Here is a 12,687-nt window from a genome sequence, read left to right as displayed (position 1 = left end):
GGTGTACCGGCGCGTTGGGCGCCAGACGATCCAGCGCCTGATCGCGCAGCACGCGACCGTGCAGAAGCGCATGGACGACATCACGCTGGACCGCGCGGCCAACGCCGAGAGCGCCCTTGCCGCGCACCGGCACGACGGCCACGCGCGCATCGACGTGGAGCAGGGCGACATCGACCGCTACGTGGTGCTCGACGACGAGCGCGGCCTGCTGGCGGCCCTGTCGATCGAGTACGGCCGCAAGCCCACCGCCCCCACCGAGGACAACCCCGAGGGCGGCGCGGGCATGGAGGGCCTGTTCATACTGCACGACGCGATGGGCCTCAAGCGGCCGGGCGGTGACGGGTGATCGACCTCCCGGCCAGCGTGCTGGCCCTCGTCGAGCTCACGCCGATCGAGGACATCTGCCTGCGCATCCTGCGCGAGGGCCTGCCGGACGTGCCGGTCGTCTCGCTCATCGCGGATGACGCTCCCGGTCTGTTCATCCTCGTGCGCCGCCTCCCGGCGCTGGGCGAGTGGAAGGGCGACCCCCGCTTCACCGACCAGGCCCGCTTCAGCGTGAACGTCTTCACGCTGGACCCGGACGGCGATGAGAAGGGCGCGCTCGTCAGCGAGGCCGTGCGCGTGGTCATGCGCAACGCCTGGCTGGCGCACCCGAACTACCCCGGCCTGGGGTCGGTCATCTCGATCAAAATGCGCGGCGAGCCCTCTCGCAAGCCCGACTGGGCCACCAGCTCGGGTCCGGTGCAGTACGCCGACCTGCCCACCGGCATGTGGCGCTACGAGAGCACCTACGACCTGGAGATCCGCAAGCCGCGCAGGCGCTGATCCCCCCCTTCCCCTCACCCCGCCCTCGTCGAGGAGCGGGGTCTTTGCTGACCCCTCGACCCCTTGGGAGGGAACGACTTTGGCACTCGACGACGGCGCCACTCTCGTCATCGACACCGGCAACTACCTGACGGCCCCGACCGGCACGGAGATGCCCTCCGACCTGACCTCGCCCGCGGCCCCGTGGGAGAACGTCGGCCACACCTCGCTGGAGGAGCTGCTCAGCATCACCTCCGAGGGCGGCGAGGCGACGGTCCTCGCGACGCTCCAGAACAAGACGCTGCGCACGCGCTACTCGGCGCGGACCGAGCGGATGCTGTTCACGCTCCAGCAGTTCGACGTGAAGGGGCTGCGCCTGTACTTCGGCGCGAACGCCCCGCTGCTGGCGAACGGCACGCTCGGTGTCCCGACCGACCCGAAGCCCACGGTGTGCGCGGTGCTGATTGTCTTCGTGGACGGCGACAACCTGTTCGCCTTCTACGCCCCGAAGGCGGAAATCTACCGCGCGGACGACATGGCGCTGTCCGACACCGAGTCCCTGGCCGGTATGCCGCTCGGCATCACCCCGCTGGTCCACGGCACCAACAACTGGACCTACGCCGTCACGCCGCTCACCTCGACCCCGGCTTCCGTGGTCGCCACGGGCGCGACGGCGGGCAGCCCCGGCGCCTTCACCCCGTCCGGCGCGGCGCTCCCGGCCAGCCTGGCGGCGCTCCAGTCCGGCTCGATCACCGCCTCCCCGGCCACCGCGTGGACCACCGGCCAGCACATCGTGCTCGGCGACTCCACGCAGGCCCACTGGGACGGCGACTCCTGGGAGTCCGGCGCGGCGGCCTGACCCGCGCCCTCCCCCTGACACCGGCGCGCACGTGCCTTGCGGACCCGCGTGCGCGCCGGGCCACCCCTCGCGGTGGCACCGCCTCGGTCCGCTTCCCCTTGCCCTGCCCCAACACTGGAGGTCCGCAAACCGTGTCCAGCTTCTCCCTCGACGACATCCGCAAGGCCGCCGACGCCAAGTACGGCAGCACCGACATCGAGGTCGGCGACACCACCGTGCGCCTGCTCAACCCGCTCCGGATGCCTAAGGCCCAGCGGGACAAGCTGGTCAACCTCCAGAAGGACATGGAGACCGGGGGCGACGAGGCGGCCGAGGTCGACCAGGTCGCGATCTTCCAGAACGCGCTGCGCACCGTGGCCGAGACCCCGGCCCAGGCCAAGGTGCTGATCAGCGCCATCGGCGACGACCTGGGCGTGCTGGCCGAGGTCTTCGAGCGCTACACGGAGGGCCAGTCCGTGGGGGAAGCCTCGTCCTCTGCCGCCTGATCGACGACTACGGCCGGGGCCTGTACGCGGACCTTCGCTTCCACTACGGCATCGACCTGGTGGACGTGATCGAGTGCCGCGGACCGGCCCCGGCCTTCGTCCTCGCTCTGGTGCAGAGGCTGCCCGATACCTCCATGACCGTCGCTCTGGCGAACGGCGGCATCCACCACTTCGGCTGGGGCCTCGACCGGCACATGGCGGCCGACACCTACGACGCCATCAACCAGCAGACCCGCGCGACCGGCAACTGGGGCAAGAAGCCCCCGACGTTCCCGGAGTGGCCGCGCCCCAGTGACAAACCCAAGTCCGCGCCCGCGCCCAAGAAGCGCATGAGCGTCGCGGATCTGCACGCGCGCATCTCCCGGAGGTAGTTCATGGCAGGCACCCAGATCATCGGCCGCGTCGCGGTCAAGGTGCTGCCGGACACCGGGGACTTCCGCAAGGACACCGAGCGCAAGCTGACCGCGATCGAGAAGACGATCAAGGCCATCGAGGTCACGGTCAAGCCGAAGTTCGACGAGAAGTCCCTCGCCGCCGAGGCGCGCAAGGTCCGCGAGACCGCGGCCAAGGCGCTGGACGGCATCACGTTGCGCGTGAAGATGGACGACCAGGGCTCGGTGCAGCGGGCCGTCGCGCGCCTGCGCGCCGAGCTGGATCGCCTCGACGAGAAGGAGATCAAGGCCGGCCTCAACCGGGCCGACCTGACCGCCAAGCTCAACGCGCTGGAGAAGCAGCTCGCCCAGATCGCCACCCTGGACCTGAAGGTCCGGCCCGGCAACTCGGCCTCCCTCCAGCGCGCCATCGCCAAGATCGACGCCGAGCTGGAGAAGCTGGCCGAGGTCGACCTCAAGGTCAAGATGGACAAGGCGTCGCTGGAGAAGGCCAAGCGCGAGCTGGAGCAGAAGCTCCAGTTCCAGCACCACCTGGAGCTGGTCGCCAACTACGCTAAGGCGGACGAGATCCGCCAGCGCGTGCAGGCCCGGCTCGACGGCGTGCAGATCGCGCCGACCCTCGACCAGGCCGCGGTGGCGCGCACCATGCGCCAGATCGAGGCGCACGCCGAGAAGATCGAGCAGCTCAAGGCGCAGATCAAGCCCGAGCTGGACCCGGTCGCCCGGCGCAAGCTGGAGCGCGAGATCGAGGACATCGAGGACCGGATCGACGGCCTGACCGCCGAGATCCACACCGATGTCAACGCGGTCGCGCAGAAGGCGACGCAGGCCAAGCTGGCGGCGCTGACCCGCGCCCGCCGGGTGCAGGTCATCGTCGAGCTGAACCAGGCCGCGGCGGCGCGCGTGAGCGCGGCCCTGGCGGCACTGTCCGGCGCCCGCGTCGCGGGCAACTGGATTCGCCGCCTGGGCGAGTCGCTGTCCAACCTGGACAAGAACGTCCCGATCATCGGCTCCATCGCCCTGGCGGTCGCCGGGCTGGCCGGGTGGGCGCTCACTGCCGTGAGCAACCTGTTCGCCCTGTCCGCGAGCCTCGCGCAGATCGGCGGAGCGGCGCTCGCGCTGCCCGGCATCCTCGGCGGCATCGCGGTCGGCCTGGGCGTGACCATCGCGGTCCTCAAGGACTTCAACGAGGTCATCCCCGAGGTCAAGGACCGGCTCGCCGACCTTCAGGACCAGCTCTCCGAGCGGTTCTGGAAGGTGGCCGAGGCCCCGATCCGCCGCCTGGTCGACAAGCTGTTCCCCTCCCTGGAGAAGGGTGCCGGGCGCACGGCCGACGCCCTGGGCGGGTTCTTCGCCCGGCTGGCCGACTCCCTGGTCAAGGCCCTGCCCGCGGACGTCTTCGACGGGATGTTCGCCGGGCTGATCGCCTCGATCCGGATCGCCAGCACCGGCACCGACGCCTATGCCGGAATCCTCGCCAAGTTGGGCACGGTCGGCTCGGCCTACCTGCCGCGCCTGGCGAACTGGTTCGTCGACATCTCCCGCCGCCTGGACCAGTTCCTCGGGCAGGCCGCGGCGGACGGCCGACTCCAGACCTGGATCGACAACGGCATCCAGGCGCTGGCCGACCTCGGCACGGTCATCCTCCAGATCGGCCGGATCTTCAACGGGGTCATGAACGCGGCCGAGGCCGCGGGCGGCTCCACCCTGGGCACGCTGGCCGACGCGCTGACCCGCATCGCGGACATCGTCAACAGCGCCCGCTTCCAGCACAAGTCCTGGGAAGCCAAGTCCGATCCCTGGGCCCCGCCGTCGCGCGACCAGGTCAAGGGCGGCCTGTCGGAGAAGCCCGAGCTGAGCCTCTCCGTGGCCCTCGACCCCACGTCGATGGTCTACAAAATCGCCGTCATCAAGCAACGCATGGGGCCCTGCGACCCCACCGCCCGCACGCACGCCACGTTGATGTGCGAGCCGGACAAGACCCGCTTCCACGCCATCAACGCCACCAATCCGACGCTGGTCGGGGTGTCGCTGTGATCTTCCGTGAAGGCGAGTACGTCTCGATCGCGGGAGCCGGACGGTGCGAGGTGCTCGTCGCCTCGGGGCCGGGCGTCGGCGAGTACGGCTTCCGGGAGTCCGCGGTCCTGCTGGCCCCGAGCGGCGAGGTCGTCTACGGCCACGAGCGAGGGACCGAGAGCAGCTACTGGGGCCTCGACCTCACCGCCGAGGGCCTGCGGCCGGTCGTCGGCTGGCCCGAGGTCGCAGCGTGGGCCCGCGACCAACTCTCCCCGGCGCAAGCCGACACCTTCGAAGCCCGGCTCGTCGAGTTCGGCTTCCTCCCTTCCACCCACGGAGGTGCATCCCAGTGACCGACATCGCGAAGCGGAACGCCGCCAACCGGCGGCGCGGCGCGCAGTGGCAGAGCGACCTCCGCAACGGCCTGCGCGAGAGCGGCCTCGACGTCGAGCGCCTCGTGCTGACCGGCGCCGAGGACGAGGGCGACCTCGTGGTCCGCGACTTCACCAAGCCCGGCGACTTCGTCGTGATCGAGGCCAAGGCGGGCCAGCTCCACGTGACGGAGTTCGTCCGCCAGGCGCTGGTCGAGGGCGGGCACTTCGCCTCACACCGCAACCTCGACCGGGCGCGCGTCGCCAGTATCGCCGTGGTCAAGCGCCGCGGGATGAACTGGAAGGACGCGCTCGTGCTCACGACCGTGGGCGACTACTTCGGGCTGACCAGGTGACGACGCAGAACCACCACCTCGGCCCCTACCTCGACGTCATCAACGCCACGGCCGACGTGCTCTCCGACCCCGACTTCCTCGCGGGTGAGGTGCCCGGCCTGAACGAGTTCTGCGAGGCCAAGCCCGAGCCCGTGCGCCCGCTGTCGCTGGCCGAGCTCGGCTTCGACCGGGCGACCGGCACGCTGCGCGCCCGGAGGCTGGCGTGAGCGACGAGCGCCCTGACCTTGGGACGCTGCTCGACCACTACGGCGTGCAGCGCTCCGACCGGTCCAAGCAGATGGTCGCCTGTCCGCTGCACGAGGACAGGACCCCCTCGTGCAGCGTCGACCTGGACAAACACCTCTGGAACTGCCACTCGTGCGGCAAGGCGGGCGACAGCTACAACCTGATCGAGATCAAGGAGAACGTCGACTTTGTCGGAGCACGCGCCTTTGCAGCCACTCTCGGACTCGCAACGGGAGGCTCTGGAGGAGGCGGTGAGCAGCTATCAGGCAGCGCTTACGGTGGACGCCGCAAAATGGCTGGTCGCAAGGGGGCTAAGCCGGGAGGCGGCGGCTACGTTCCGGCTTGGCGTCGTCGGTGACCCCTTCCCCGGCCACGGTCCTTACCGGGGGTTCCTCGCGATCCCGTACCTCGACCACGAGGACAAGCCGCTGACCGTCCGCTTCCGGTGCCTCCAGGAGCACGACCACCGCGCCTACGGACACGGCAAGTATATGACCGTGTCGGAGGACATCCCGCGGATGTTCAACGTCCGCGCGGTACACGGGGCGGGCGACGAGATCCACGTCTGCGAGGGCGAGCTCGACGCCGTGATCCTGTCGATGCTCGGCCTGCACGCGGTCGCCATCCCCGGCGCGAAGCTGTGGTTCGGCCGCCACCGCCGGATGCTCGCGGGCTTCTCGCGGGTGTGGGTGTGGGGCGACCCGGACGACGCGGGCGCCGAGTTCGTCGCCAAGGTGACCCGCTCCCTGCGCAGCGCCAAGGGCGTGCGCCTGCGAACTGGCGACGTCACCGAGACCTACCTCGCGGGTGGCCGCGAGGCCATCTTCGAGCCGATCAAGCCCAAGGAGCTGACCGCCGCGTGACCCTGACCTACGCCGAGCTGACCGCGCTGAACGAGCGGGTCCGTACCACCAACAACGCCCTGTCCCTCGTGCGAGGCGAGCGCATCTCCCAGGACGCCCAGTGGGGCGTGCAGGACCACCCGGACGGCACCGGCCCGGCCTTCGCCGAGACGCTCCGGGAGCACCGCGGCTTCATGGCGAACGCCGAGTTGTTCGGCGTGCTGACCTGGCGCGACATCCTCGTGGAGGAGCTGCTCGAAGCGCTGTGCGAGAAGGACCCCGAGCGCCTCGGCGAGGAGCTGGTGCAGCTCGCCGCCGTCGCGGTCGCCTGGCGCGAGCACCTGCACCGCTGCGGCTCGGCCCCCATCGTGGTGGCTGCGTGACCGGCGGTCTCACGCACGGCGATCTCGCACAGGTTCGCCGGAAGGTGGACTCCGGCGGGGTGACGCTCGCGAGGTTCTGCGACCACGACGGCGATGGCGAGGACGCCCACTGGGTCTACTTCGGCACCGACTGGACCGACCGCCACGAGAGCGTCGAGGTCGTGCAGCGGGTGGAGGTGGTGCCGCTGTGATCGCAGGCTTCTCGCACGGCGAGCTGGCCTACCTCCTGCGCTACGGCGAGGACGAGCCCGAGCTCGGCCAGTTCAACTTCACCAGCCAGGGCGGCTACTGGGCGTTCTTCGGCTCCGACCAGGTCGACTACCCCCAAGACGTGACCGTCCTCCGGCGAGCCACGGTGCTTCCCGAGTGACCGAACCCCTGCCCGGCACACCGGGCCCCACCCTGACGGCCCTCTGGGACGGCCTGAGCCCCGACCAGAGGGCCGCTCTGCGCCCGCACCTGCTGGGCGACACGTCAGCCGACTGGCTGGCCTCCCTGCTGCGCGAGCACGGCCTCTCCGTGTCCGCGTCGACCATCCGCAGCTACCGACGAGCGATTCGTCAGAAGGGGGTGTGTAACGTTGGCTGACAGCCTGACGGACCAGCTCCTGTCCAAGCCGGTCGGCCACGCCATCCCGCCGCGAGCAACCAGCCCCGAGCGCGACTTCACACGTCAGGTCGAGGTCTCCGGCGACACCGCCGAGGTCACCGTCCGCAGCGACGTCCAGGTAGACGAGAGCGCGGCGGCCAACTTCCTCCGCGAGCAGGGCGAGGACCCCTCCATGTGGGAGGTGACGGGATTCCGCGCGTCCGAGTGGACGATGGCGAACCGCTCGACCGGCGTGTCCACCCGGTACAGCTTCGCCCGGCGCGGCACCGCGGCCAGCGCCGAGCGCCCGCCGCTCGACGAGCTGTTCGCCGAGATCCGCGTGCAGAAGCCGACCGCCGACCGGGCGGACGGCGACCACGGGTTCGTCGTGGCCCTGGGCGACACCCAGTTCGGCAAGATTGACGGCGACGGGGTCGAGGGCACACTGCGGCGCGCGATCGACGGCATCGACCGGGCGGCCGAGCTGCTGGAGCTCTACCGCCTGCGCTTCGACATCGGCCACGTCCACCTGGCCTGGCTGGGCGACCACACCGAGGGCTTCGTCTCGCAGGGCGGCGCCAACGTGTGGCGCACGCGGCTCACGCAGACCGAGCAGATCCGCCTGCACCGCCGGGTGATGCTGCACGCGCTGCTGACCTTCGTCCCGCTCGCCGCCCGGCTGACCCAGGCCGCGGTGCCCGGCAACCACGACCAGGCCGTGCGCATCCAGGGCAAGGGGCTGACCCGCTACGACGACAGCCACGACACCGAGTCCCTGATCGCCGTCGCCGACGCCGCGGCGCTCAACCCGGCCGCGTTCGGGCACGTGGAGTTCTTCGTCCCGGAGACGGACGAACTGACCGTCGTGCTGCCGGTCGCCGGGACCGTCGTGGCGCACGCCCACGGCCACCAGTGGAAGCCCGGCCGCCACTTTGAGTGGTGGAAGGGGCAGGCGTTCAACGCCTCCTCCCCAATGCACCAGGCAAACCTCCTGCTCGCCGGTCACCTGCACCACGAACACATCGACAGCGACGGCCGTCGCCTGTTCATCCAGCCGCCCGCACTGGAGTCGGAATCGACCTGGTGGCGGCACGCCAAGGGCACGACGGGCCACCCCGGCTTGATCGTCGCCGTGACCAAGGACGGGGCTGCAGGCCCCCTGGAGGTGGTTCGTTGATCGACCAGATGAACTGGGACCTCCTGCGCGAGGAGCCCGTGATGGTGGCGCGCGAGATCGCCGTGAGCGGCCTGGTCCGCGAGCTCGGCCGCCTCGTCGAGGCCGACGACCTGTTCCAGGACGCGGCGATCATCATCGCCAGCCATCCGGAGAAGGTCCGCGCCTACCTGGCGGACGCCGAACACCCCAGCCACCTCGTGCGGTGGATCTGGTCGCGGCTGAGGGACAAGATCCGGCCCGAGCTGCGCCGGGCCCCACCCAGACCGTGTCGCTGACGCGCGTGGAGGCGACGCACCAGTGACCTACACCCCGGAGCAGGTCGAGCGGCTACTGCCGACCGTCTGGGGCGGGACGTGGGCCTGGGGGATGCAGAACCCCCAGGCCCCGGACCCGGACATGCCCCGAGCAACGAGCGTGGCCTCCCAGAGCGGCACCTACTGGGCCCACCTGGCGGACATCCGTACGGCGTGGCAGCGGACCTTCCTGACCCGCGAGCTGCGAGCCGCCCTCCTGCTGACCTACGGCTGGGGCTGGACGCAGGAGGAAATCGCTGAGCACGAGCACGTCAGCCAGCGCGCGATCAGCAAGCGCATCGCCCGCGGCCTGGAGCTGCTGACCAACCACCTGAACGGCACTGTCCCCGTGGAAGCCGCCGCGTGAGCTAACGCAATGCCCTCGCGATCGTTCATCGCGAGGGCATTTGCTGTCAGGTCGAACCCGAGGGTGGGGGCTGTTCGTTGGAGGCGGGCTGCTCGACTGGAGGGAGCGGAGCCGCTGCTGGCTCGATGGAAGACTGTTGTGGCGGAAGGATCTCCGCAGGGCTCCCCCACGGCGGCGAGATCAGCTTCAGGGCCTGGATCACGGTGGAGCCGATCGTTTCGAGGACACCAACCAGCAAAGCCTTGACCGCCAGGATGATCAGCTCGCGATCCCTGCCTTCCGTGCCACGGGAGGCTACGAACAAGAGCAGCGCGACGCCGCCGAACACCGTGCCCAGTGCTGCGGCGACAACAAGGAAGACATGAAGAGGGGACACGCCATGCACGCTAGCGGGTACACGGGTCCAGCCTCTGTTTTCAAACAGTACCATCCTTTATCCACAGATCCCCCGGACGCGAACCGGTCCATGACCCAGCGTGACTCAAAGCAATCGCTTGGAGTGATTTTTCGCTCCGCACCAAGCGGCCAAATAAACCAAACTTACCCGAATGGTCCAGTGATCGAACACGGTACGTAGATGTTCGCTAGCAGGTAGCCCAAGTGAGCCACTTCTATGATCTCGAACACACTCAAACGTTGGGCCCTGCCAAGTCGGAGTCAATCTCACCGTTTTGGCTGGCACCTGGGGCTGGGCACAGGAGGAGATCGCCCAGCACGAGTGTTGGAGACCAGTTTGAACTCCCCGCTGGCGGCTCGGTTCGTTGGCCGCTACGTTCGTGAACGACCGTTCAGCGCCATGAGCGGATCTTCGACTGATCTCGAATCGACGGTGTCGTGCAGCGCACGACGGGGGGCGTACGCGAGAATCGGGTATATGGACGCTGGCCTTGCAGCAGTACTGGGTGCCACGGTAGGAGCGACGGGAGCGTGCAGCGCAGCATTGCTCACCGGGCTGTGGAATACGAGAGTCGCGAAACGCCAGGTTGCGATGCAGGAGACGAACCTCCGTCGTCAACTCAGGTTCGACCACCTGCGCGAGCGCAGGGAACCACGTAGCAAGGCGTACTCCGAGTTCATCGCGCAAACCCACCAGTTGCTCCGCGAGTTCGACGAGATCAACGGGATGCCACCGACCGTGTTGATGAGCACGGTGCTCGTCGACTTGAAAGTCGAGATGCGAACGCTCTACGGCTGCGGCTCCCGAGTGGCGGTCGAGGGACCGCAGTCAGTTGTGGCAAGTGCTAACTCTGTTGTGCGGCAGACCAATGCCTGCTATCAGGAGGTACGGGTACTTGTGGCGAACGCCGACACTTGGACGCAGGACGACGACTGGAAAGCCGACTCAAGCCGCAAGGCGTCCGGGCTGCTTGCTCGCGGCGTGGACGACTTCGTCGAGGCCGCCCGCCGCGCGCTGGACGACGATAGCTACGAACGTTAGGAGCGCAACGGAGGGCCCCGCTACTTCTTTCGTGATTCCGATCATTGGGTTGTGGTTGCCGGGTCCGGCACAATCCGGGACAATCTTTCCCTTCAGTCAAACGCAGGATCTGGGGCGTATGTCGGGAATTCCGGCTGGCTGCTGACACACAAGCAGGTCAGCCAGCGCGATCAGCAAGCGCATCAACCGCGACGAAAGCCCCCCGACCCTGTGTTGGGTCGGGGGGCTTTCGTCGTACGCGGACTACGGAGTCTGGGTGAACCGCGGGTCGGTCTCCACGGAGTCGCCCAGGATGTCGTCGATCTTCCCCAGTAGCTCGGCCTCTAGCTTCACGCCTGCGGCCTTGACGTTCTCATGCACCTGCTCCGGGCGCGACGCCCCGATGATGGCCGACGCCACGTTCGGGTTCTGGAGGACCCAGGCCACGGCGAGCTGGGCCAGGGACAGGCCGGCCTCGTCAGCCAGCGGCTTGAGCTGCTGGACCTTGGTGAGCACGTCGTCGTTGAGGAAGCGCTGGATGAACTTCGAGCCGGTCTCGTCCGTGGCGCGCGACCCGGCGGGCACCGGCTGACCCGGCAGGTACTTGCCGGTCAGCACACCCTGGGCAATGGGCGACCAGACGATCTGGCTGATGCCCTCGCGCTCGGAGGTCGGGATTACCTGGGACTCAATGACCCGCCACAGCATCGAGTACTGCGGCTGGTTGGAGATGAATGGCACCTTCAGCTCACGCGCGAGCGCGGCCCCCTGCGCGATCTGGTCAGCGTTCCACTCGGAGACGCCGATGTAGAGGGCCTTGCCCTGCCGGACGATGTCGGCGAACGCCAGCATCGTCTCCTCCAGCGGCGTGTGCCGGTCGAACCGGTGAGCCTGGTACAGGTCCACGTAGTCGGTCTGGAGGCGCTGAAGGGAGCCGTCGATCGACTCCATGATGTGCTTGCGGCCCAACCCCTTGTCGTTGGGACCGCCGGGGCCGGTGGGCCAGAAGACCTTCGTGAACAGCTCGATCGAGGCGCGACGCTGGCCCTTCAGGGCTCGGCCGAGCACCTCCTCGGCCTTCGTGTTCGCGTAGACGTCGGCCGTGTCGAACGTGGTGATCCCCGCGTCCAGCGCCGCCCGGACACAGGCCGTCGCCTGGTCCTCCTCGACCTGGGACCCGTGGGTGAGCCAGTTGCCGTACGAGATCTCGCTGATGTTCAGGCCACTGCGGCCGAGGCGTCGGAACTCCATGCGGCCAAGCCTAGCGCCGGATGGTTCGGGTTGCTAACGAACTCGCCCGTTAGGCCAGATGCTGTGACGAACGCGGGTTGTCAGAGTGGGCTGGTACCCTGGAGTCACTAGGGCGTGGGCCCAGGTGAGCATAGGTTTGTGCGCTGAGTACGCGCCCACAGGCCACGGTCGCCAGGGTCAGGGTCTTAGGTGGTGCACCAAGGTCCCCTGGCCTTAGAGGATGTGCTGAGGGGCCCCCGAAGTTGGGGCACCCTACGCGACGGCGGTTCACGGTCGAGAACGCAGCAGGGACCACCTGGACAGGTGGCTAGGCACTTCGGGACTGGTCGCCGGACAGGTGTGCACGTGCTGACCCCGTTTCTCGACTTCGCGGCTACTGCTGGTCCCGTGCTCGGCTCAGTCGTGATCATCGGGCTTCTGCTCGTGCCGTGCGTAATCGTCTGGCTCGTACTTAAGAAGCCGCATACGGGCAAGCGCGTCTCGGTCAGCGTCCTCGGCAAGCTTGTGAAGGTAGACATCGAGGACGTGCAGAACGAGCGCGCCGAGCAGCCTCCAGCGCTGGGCGCGGAAGAGCAACCGAAGGCACTCCCCGCATCGGGGGTCCAGACTGCTGACCGGGGAAACCGGTCAAGCAAGCCGGTTGGCAACCCTTGACTGCTCCTTGTGGCAACGGTTGTCAATTTGACACGTTCGGGGTGTCGAAGGTCGTAATCCCGGCGTCGAGGGCGGCCCGGACGCAGGCTGTGGCCTGGTCCTCCTCGACCTGGGAACCGCTGGTGAGCCAGTTGCCGTAGGAATCTCGCTGATGTGAGGCGGACCCCCGGGCGCCGGGGGGCCACGCCGGGGGGTCACGGCGGCCTC

General features: G+C 68.7%; 22 protein-coding genes and 1 pseudogene. 20 read left to right on the top strand and 3 right to left on the bottom strand.

Features of this window, described 5'->3' with window-relative positions:
• Nucleotide 1: 1 nt before the first annotated feature.
• From ACQPYE_RS08435 to ACQPYE_RS08350, 18 genes are all read left to right on the top strand, one after another.
• Nucleotides 2-346, top strand: coding sequence for a DUF5403 family protein (locus ACQPYE_RS08435; RefSeq protein ID WP_498720400.1), 345 nt, complete (start codon nucleotides 2-4; stop codon nucleotides 344-346).
• Nucleotides 343-825, top strand: a complete 483-nt coding sequence (locus tag ACQPYE_RS08430) for a hypothetical protein (RefSeq protein WP_498720399.1) — start codon at nucleotides 343-345, stop codon at nucleotides 823-825. The genes ACQPYE_RS08435 and ACQPYE_RS08430 overlap by 4 nt, the downstream gene beginning before the upstream one ends.
• A 79-nt stretch (nucleotides 826-904) precedes the next feature.
• Nucleotides 905-1,663: a phage tail tube protein gene (locus ACQPYE_RS08425; RefSeq protein WP_498720397.1), complete on the top strand. Its 759-nt coding sequence runs from the start codon at nucleotides 905-907 to the stop codon at nucleotides 1,661-1,663.
• 131 nt (nucleotides 1,664-1,794) lie between these two features.
• A complete protein-coding gene (locus ACQPYE_RS08420; RefSeq protein ID WP_498720395.1) occupies nucleotides 1,795-2,148 on the top strand; it encodes a phage tail assembly protein in 354 nt (117 codons plus the stop codon).
• A gap of 134 nt (nucleotides 2,149-2,282) precedes the next feature.
• Nucleotides 2,283-2,519 carry a hypothetical protein gene (locus ACQPYE_RS08415; protein ID WP_498720394.1) on the top strand — a complete coding sequence of 79 codons (237 nt, stop codon included), beginning with the start codon at nucleotides 2,283-2,285 and terminating at the stop codon, nucleotides 2,517-2,519.
• A gap of 3 nt (nucleotides 2,520-2,522) precedes the next feature.
• Complete coding sequence (locus ACQPYE_RS08410; protein ID WP_498720393.1) at nucleotides 2,523-4,577, top strand: hypothetical protein; 2,055 nt, start codon at nucleotides 2,523-2,525, stop codon at nucleotides 4,575-4,577.
• Nucleotides 4,574-4,909 (top strand): hypothetical protein, encoded by a 336-nt coding sequence (locus tag ACQPYE_RS08405; RefSeq protein WP_498720392.1) that lies wholly within the window; start codon nucleotides 4,574-4,576, stop codon nucleotides 4,907-4,909. Before ACQPYE_RS08410 ends, ACQPYE_RS08405 begins: the two co-directional genes overlap by 4 nt.
• The gene (locus tag ACQPYE_RS08400) at nucleotides 4,906-5,283 is read left to right on the top strand and encodes a hypothetical protein (RefSeq protein ID WP_498720391.1); all 378 of its coding nucleotides are present in this window, start codon (nucleotides 4,906-4,908) and stop codon (nucleotides 5,281-5,283) included. The genes ACQPYE_RS08405 and ACQPYE_RS08400 overlap by 4 nt, the downstream gene beginning before the upstream one ends.
• Entirely contained in the window at nucleotides 5,280-5,489 is a 210-nt protein-coding gene (locus ACQPYE_RS08395; RefSeq protein ID WP_498720390.1) for a hypothetical protein, read from the top strand. The genes ACQPYE_RS08400 and ACQPYE_RS08395 overlap by 4 nt, the downstream gene beginning before the upstream one ends.
• Nucleotides 5,486-5,866 carry a CHC2 zinc finger domain-containing protein gene (locus ACQPYE_RS08390; protein WP_498720389.1) on the top strand — a complete coding sequence of 127 codons (381 nt, stop codon included), beginning with the start codon at nucleotides 5,486-5,488 and terminating at the stop codon, nucleotides 5,864-5,866. The genes ACQPYE_RS08395 and ACQPYE_RS08390 overlap by 4 nt, the downstream gene beginning before the upstream one ends.
• Before the next feature lie 133 nt (nucleotides 5,867-5,999).
• A complete protein-coding gene (locus tag ACQPYE_RS08385; protein WP_498720387.1) occupies nucleotides 6,000-6,371 on the top strand; it encodes a toprim domain-containing protein in 372 nt (123 codons plus the stop codon).
• Nucleotides 6,368-6,733: a hypothetical protein gene (locus ACQPYE_RS08380; protein ID WP_498720386.1), complete on the top strand. Its 366-nt coding sequence runs from the start codon at nucleotides 6,368-6,370 to the stop codon at nucleotides 6,731-6,733. Before ACQPYE_RS08385 ends, ACQPYE_RS08380 begins: the two co-directional genes overlap by 4 nt.
• Nucleotides 6,730-6,924: a hypothetical protein gene (locus ACQPYE_RS08375; RefSeq protein ID WP_498720385.1), complete on the top strand. Its 195-nt coding sequence runs from the start codon at nucleotides 6,730-6,732 to the stop codon at nucleotides 6,922-6,924. The genes ACQPYE_RS08380 and ACQPYE_RS08375 overlap by 4 nt, the downstream gene beginning before the upstream one ends.
• Nucleotides 6,921-7,103, top strand: a complete 183-nt coding sequence (locus ACQPYE_RS08370) for a hypothetical protein (RefSeq protein WP_498720384.1) — start codon at nucleotides 6,921-6,923, stop codon at nucleotides 7,101-7,103. The genes ACQPYE_RS08375 and ACQPYE_RS08370 overlap by 4 nt, the downstream gene beginning before the upstream one ends.
• The gene (locus tag ACQPYE_RS08365; RefSeq protein WP_498720383.1) at nucleotides 7,100-7,321 is read left to right on the top strand and encodes a hypothetical protein; all 222 of its coding nucleotides are present in this window, start codon (nucleotides 7,100-7,102) and stop codon (nucleotides 7,319-7,321) included. The genes ACQPYE_RS08370 and ACQPYE_RS08365 overlap by 4 nt, the downstream gene beginning before the upstream one ends.
• On the top strand, nucleotides 7,314-8,498 hold the full coding sequence (locus ACQPYE_RS08360; RefSeq protein ID WP_498720382.1) for a hypothetical protein: 1,185 nt from the start codon (nucleotides 7,314-7,316) through the stop codon (nucleotides 8,496-8,498). Before ACQPYE_RS08365 ends, ACQPYE_RS08360 begins: the two co-directional genes overlap by 8 nt.
• Entirely contained in the window at nucleotides 8,495-8,773 is a 279-nt protein-coding gene (locus ACQPYE_RS08355) for a hypothetical protein (RefSeq protein ID WP_498720381.1), read from the top strand. The genes ACQPYE_RS08360 and ACQPYE_RS08355 overlap by 4 nt, the downstream gene beginning before the upstream one ends.
• Before the next feature lie 22 nt (nucleotides 8,774-8,795).
• On the top strand, nucleotides 8,796-9,158 hold the full coding sequence (locus tag ACQPYE_RS08350) for a sigma factor-like helix-turn-helix DNA-binding protein (protein WP_498720380.1): 363 nt from the start codon (nucleotides 8,796-8,798) through the stop codon (nucleotides 9,156-9,158).
• A 46-nt stretch (nucleotides 9,159-9,204) separates the two neighbouring features.
• On the opposite strand, the gene ACQPYE_RS08345 is transcribed toward ACQPYE_RS08350, so the two are convergent.
• Nucleotides 9,205-9,534, bottom strand: a complete 330-nt coding sequence (locus ACQPYE_RS08345; RefSeq protein ID WP_498720379.1) for a hypothetical protein — start codon at nucleotides 9,532-9,534, stop codon at nucleotides 9,205-9,207.
• A 498-nt stretch (nucleotides 9,535-10,032) separates the two neighbouring features.
• On the opposite strand from ACQPYE_RS08345, the gene ACQPYE_RS08340 reads away from it, so the two are divergent.
• A complete protein-coding gene (locus ACQPYE_RS08340) occupies nucleotides 10,033-10,596 on the top strand; it encodes a hypothetical protein (protein WP_498720378.1) in 564 nt (187 codons plus the stop codon).
• 243 nt (nucleotides 10,597-10,839) lie between these two features.
• Here ACQPYE_RS08340 and ACQPYE_RS08335 read toward each other — a convergent pair whose 3' ends face one another.
• On the bottom strand, nucleotides 10,840-11,826 hold the full coding sequence (locus tag ACQPYE_RS08335) for an aldo/keto reductase family protein (protein WP_498720377.1): 987 nt from the start codon (nucleotides 11,824-11,826) through the stop codon (nucleotides 10,840-10,842).
• Nucleotides 11,827-12,171: 345 nt separating this feature from the next.
• Between ACQPYE_RS08335 and ACQPYE_RS08330 the strand changes: the two genes are divergently transcribed.
• Complete coding sequence (locus ACQPYE_RS08330) at nucleotides 12,172-12,480, top strand: hypothetical protein (protein ID WP_498720376.1); 309 nt, start codon at nucleotides 12,172-12,174, stop codon at nucleotides 12,478-12,480.
• Nucleotides 12,481-12,511: 31 nt separating this feature from the next.
• Here the strand turns inward: ACQPYE_RS08330 and ACQPYE_RS08325 are convergent.
• A pseudogene (locus ACQPYE_RS08325) lies at nucleotides 12,512-12,622 on the bottom strand (aldo/keto reductase); the annotation flags it as partial.
• Nucleotides 12,623-12,687 lie beyond the last annotated feature (65 nt).

Source organism: Actinosynnema sp. CA-299493 (genome assembly GCF_050946825.1).
Taxonomy (GTDB): Bacteria; Actinomycetota; Actinomycetes; order Mycobacteriales; family Pseudonocardiaceae; genus Actinosynnema.
The sequence above is the reverse complement of the archived record's forward strand: the minus strand, read 5'-3'. Positions and strand labels throughout refer to the sequence as shown.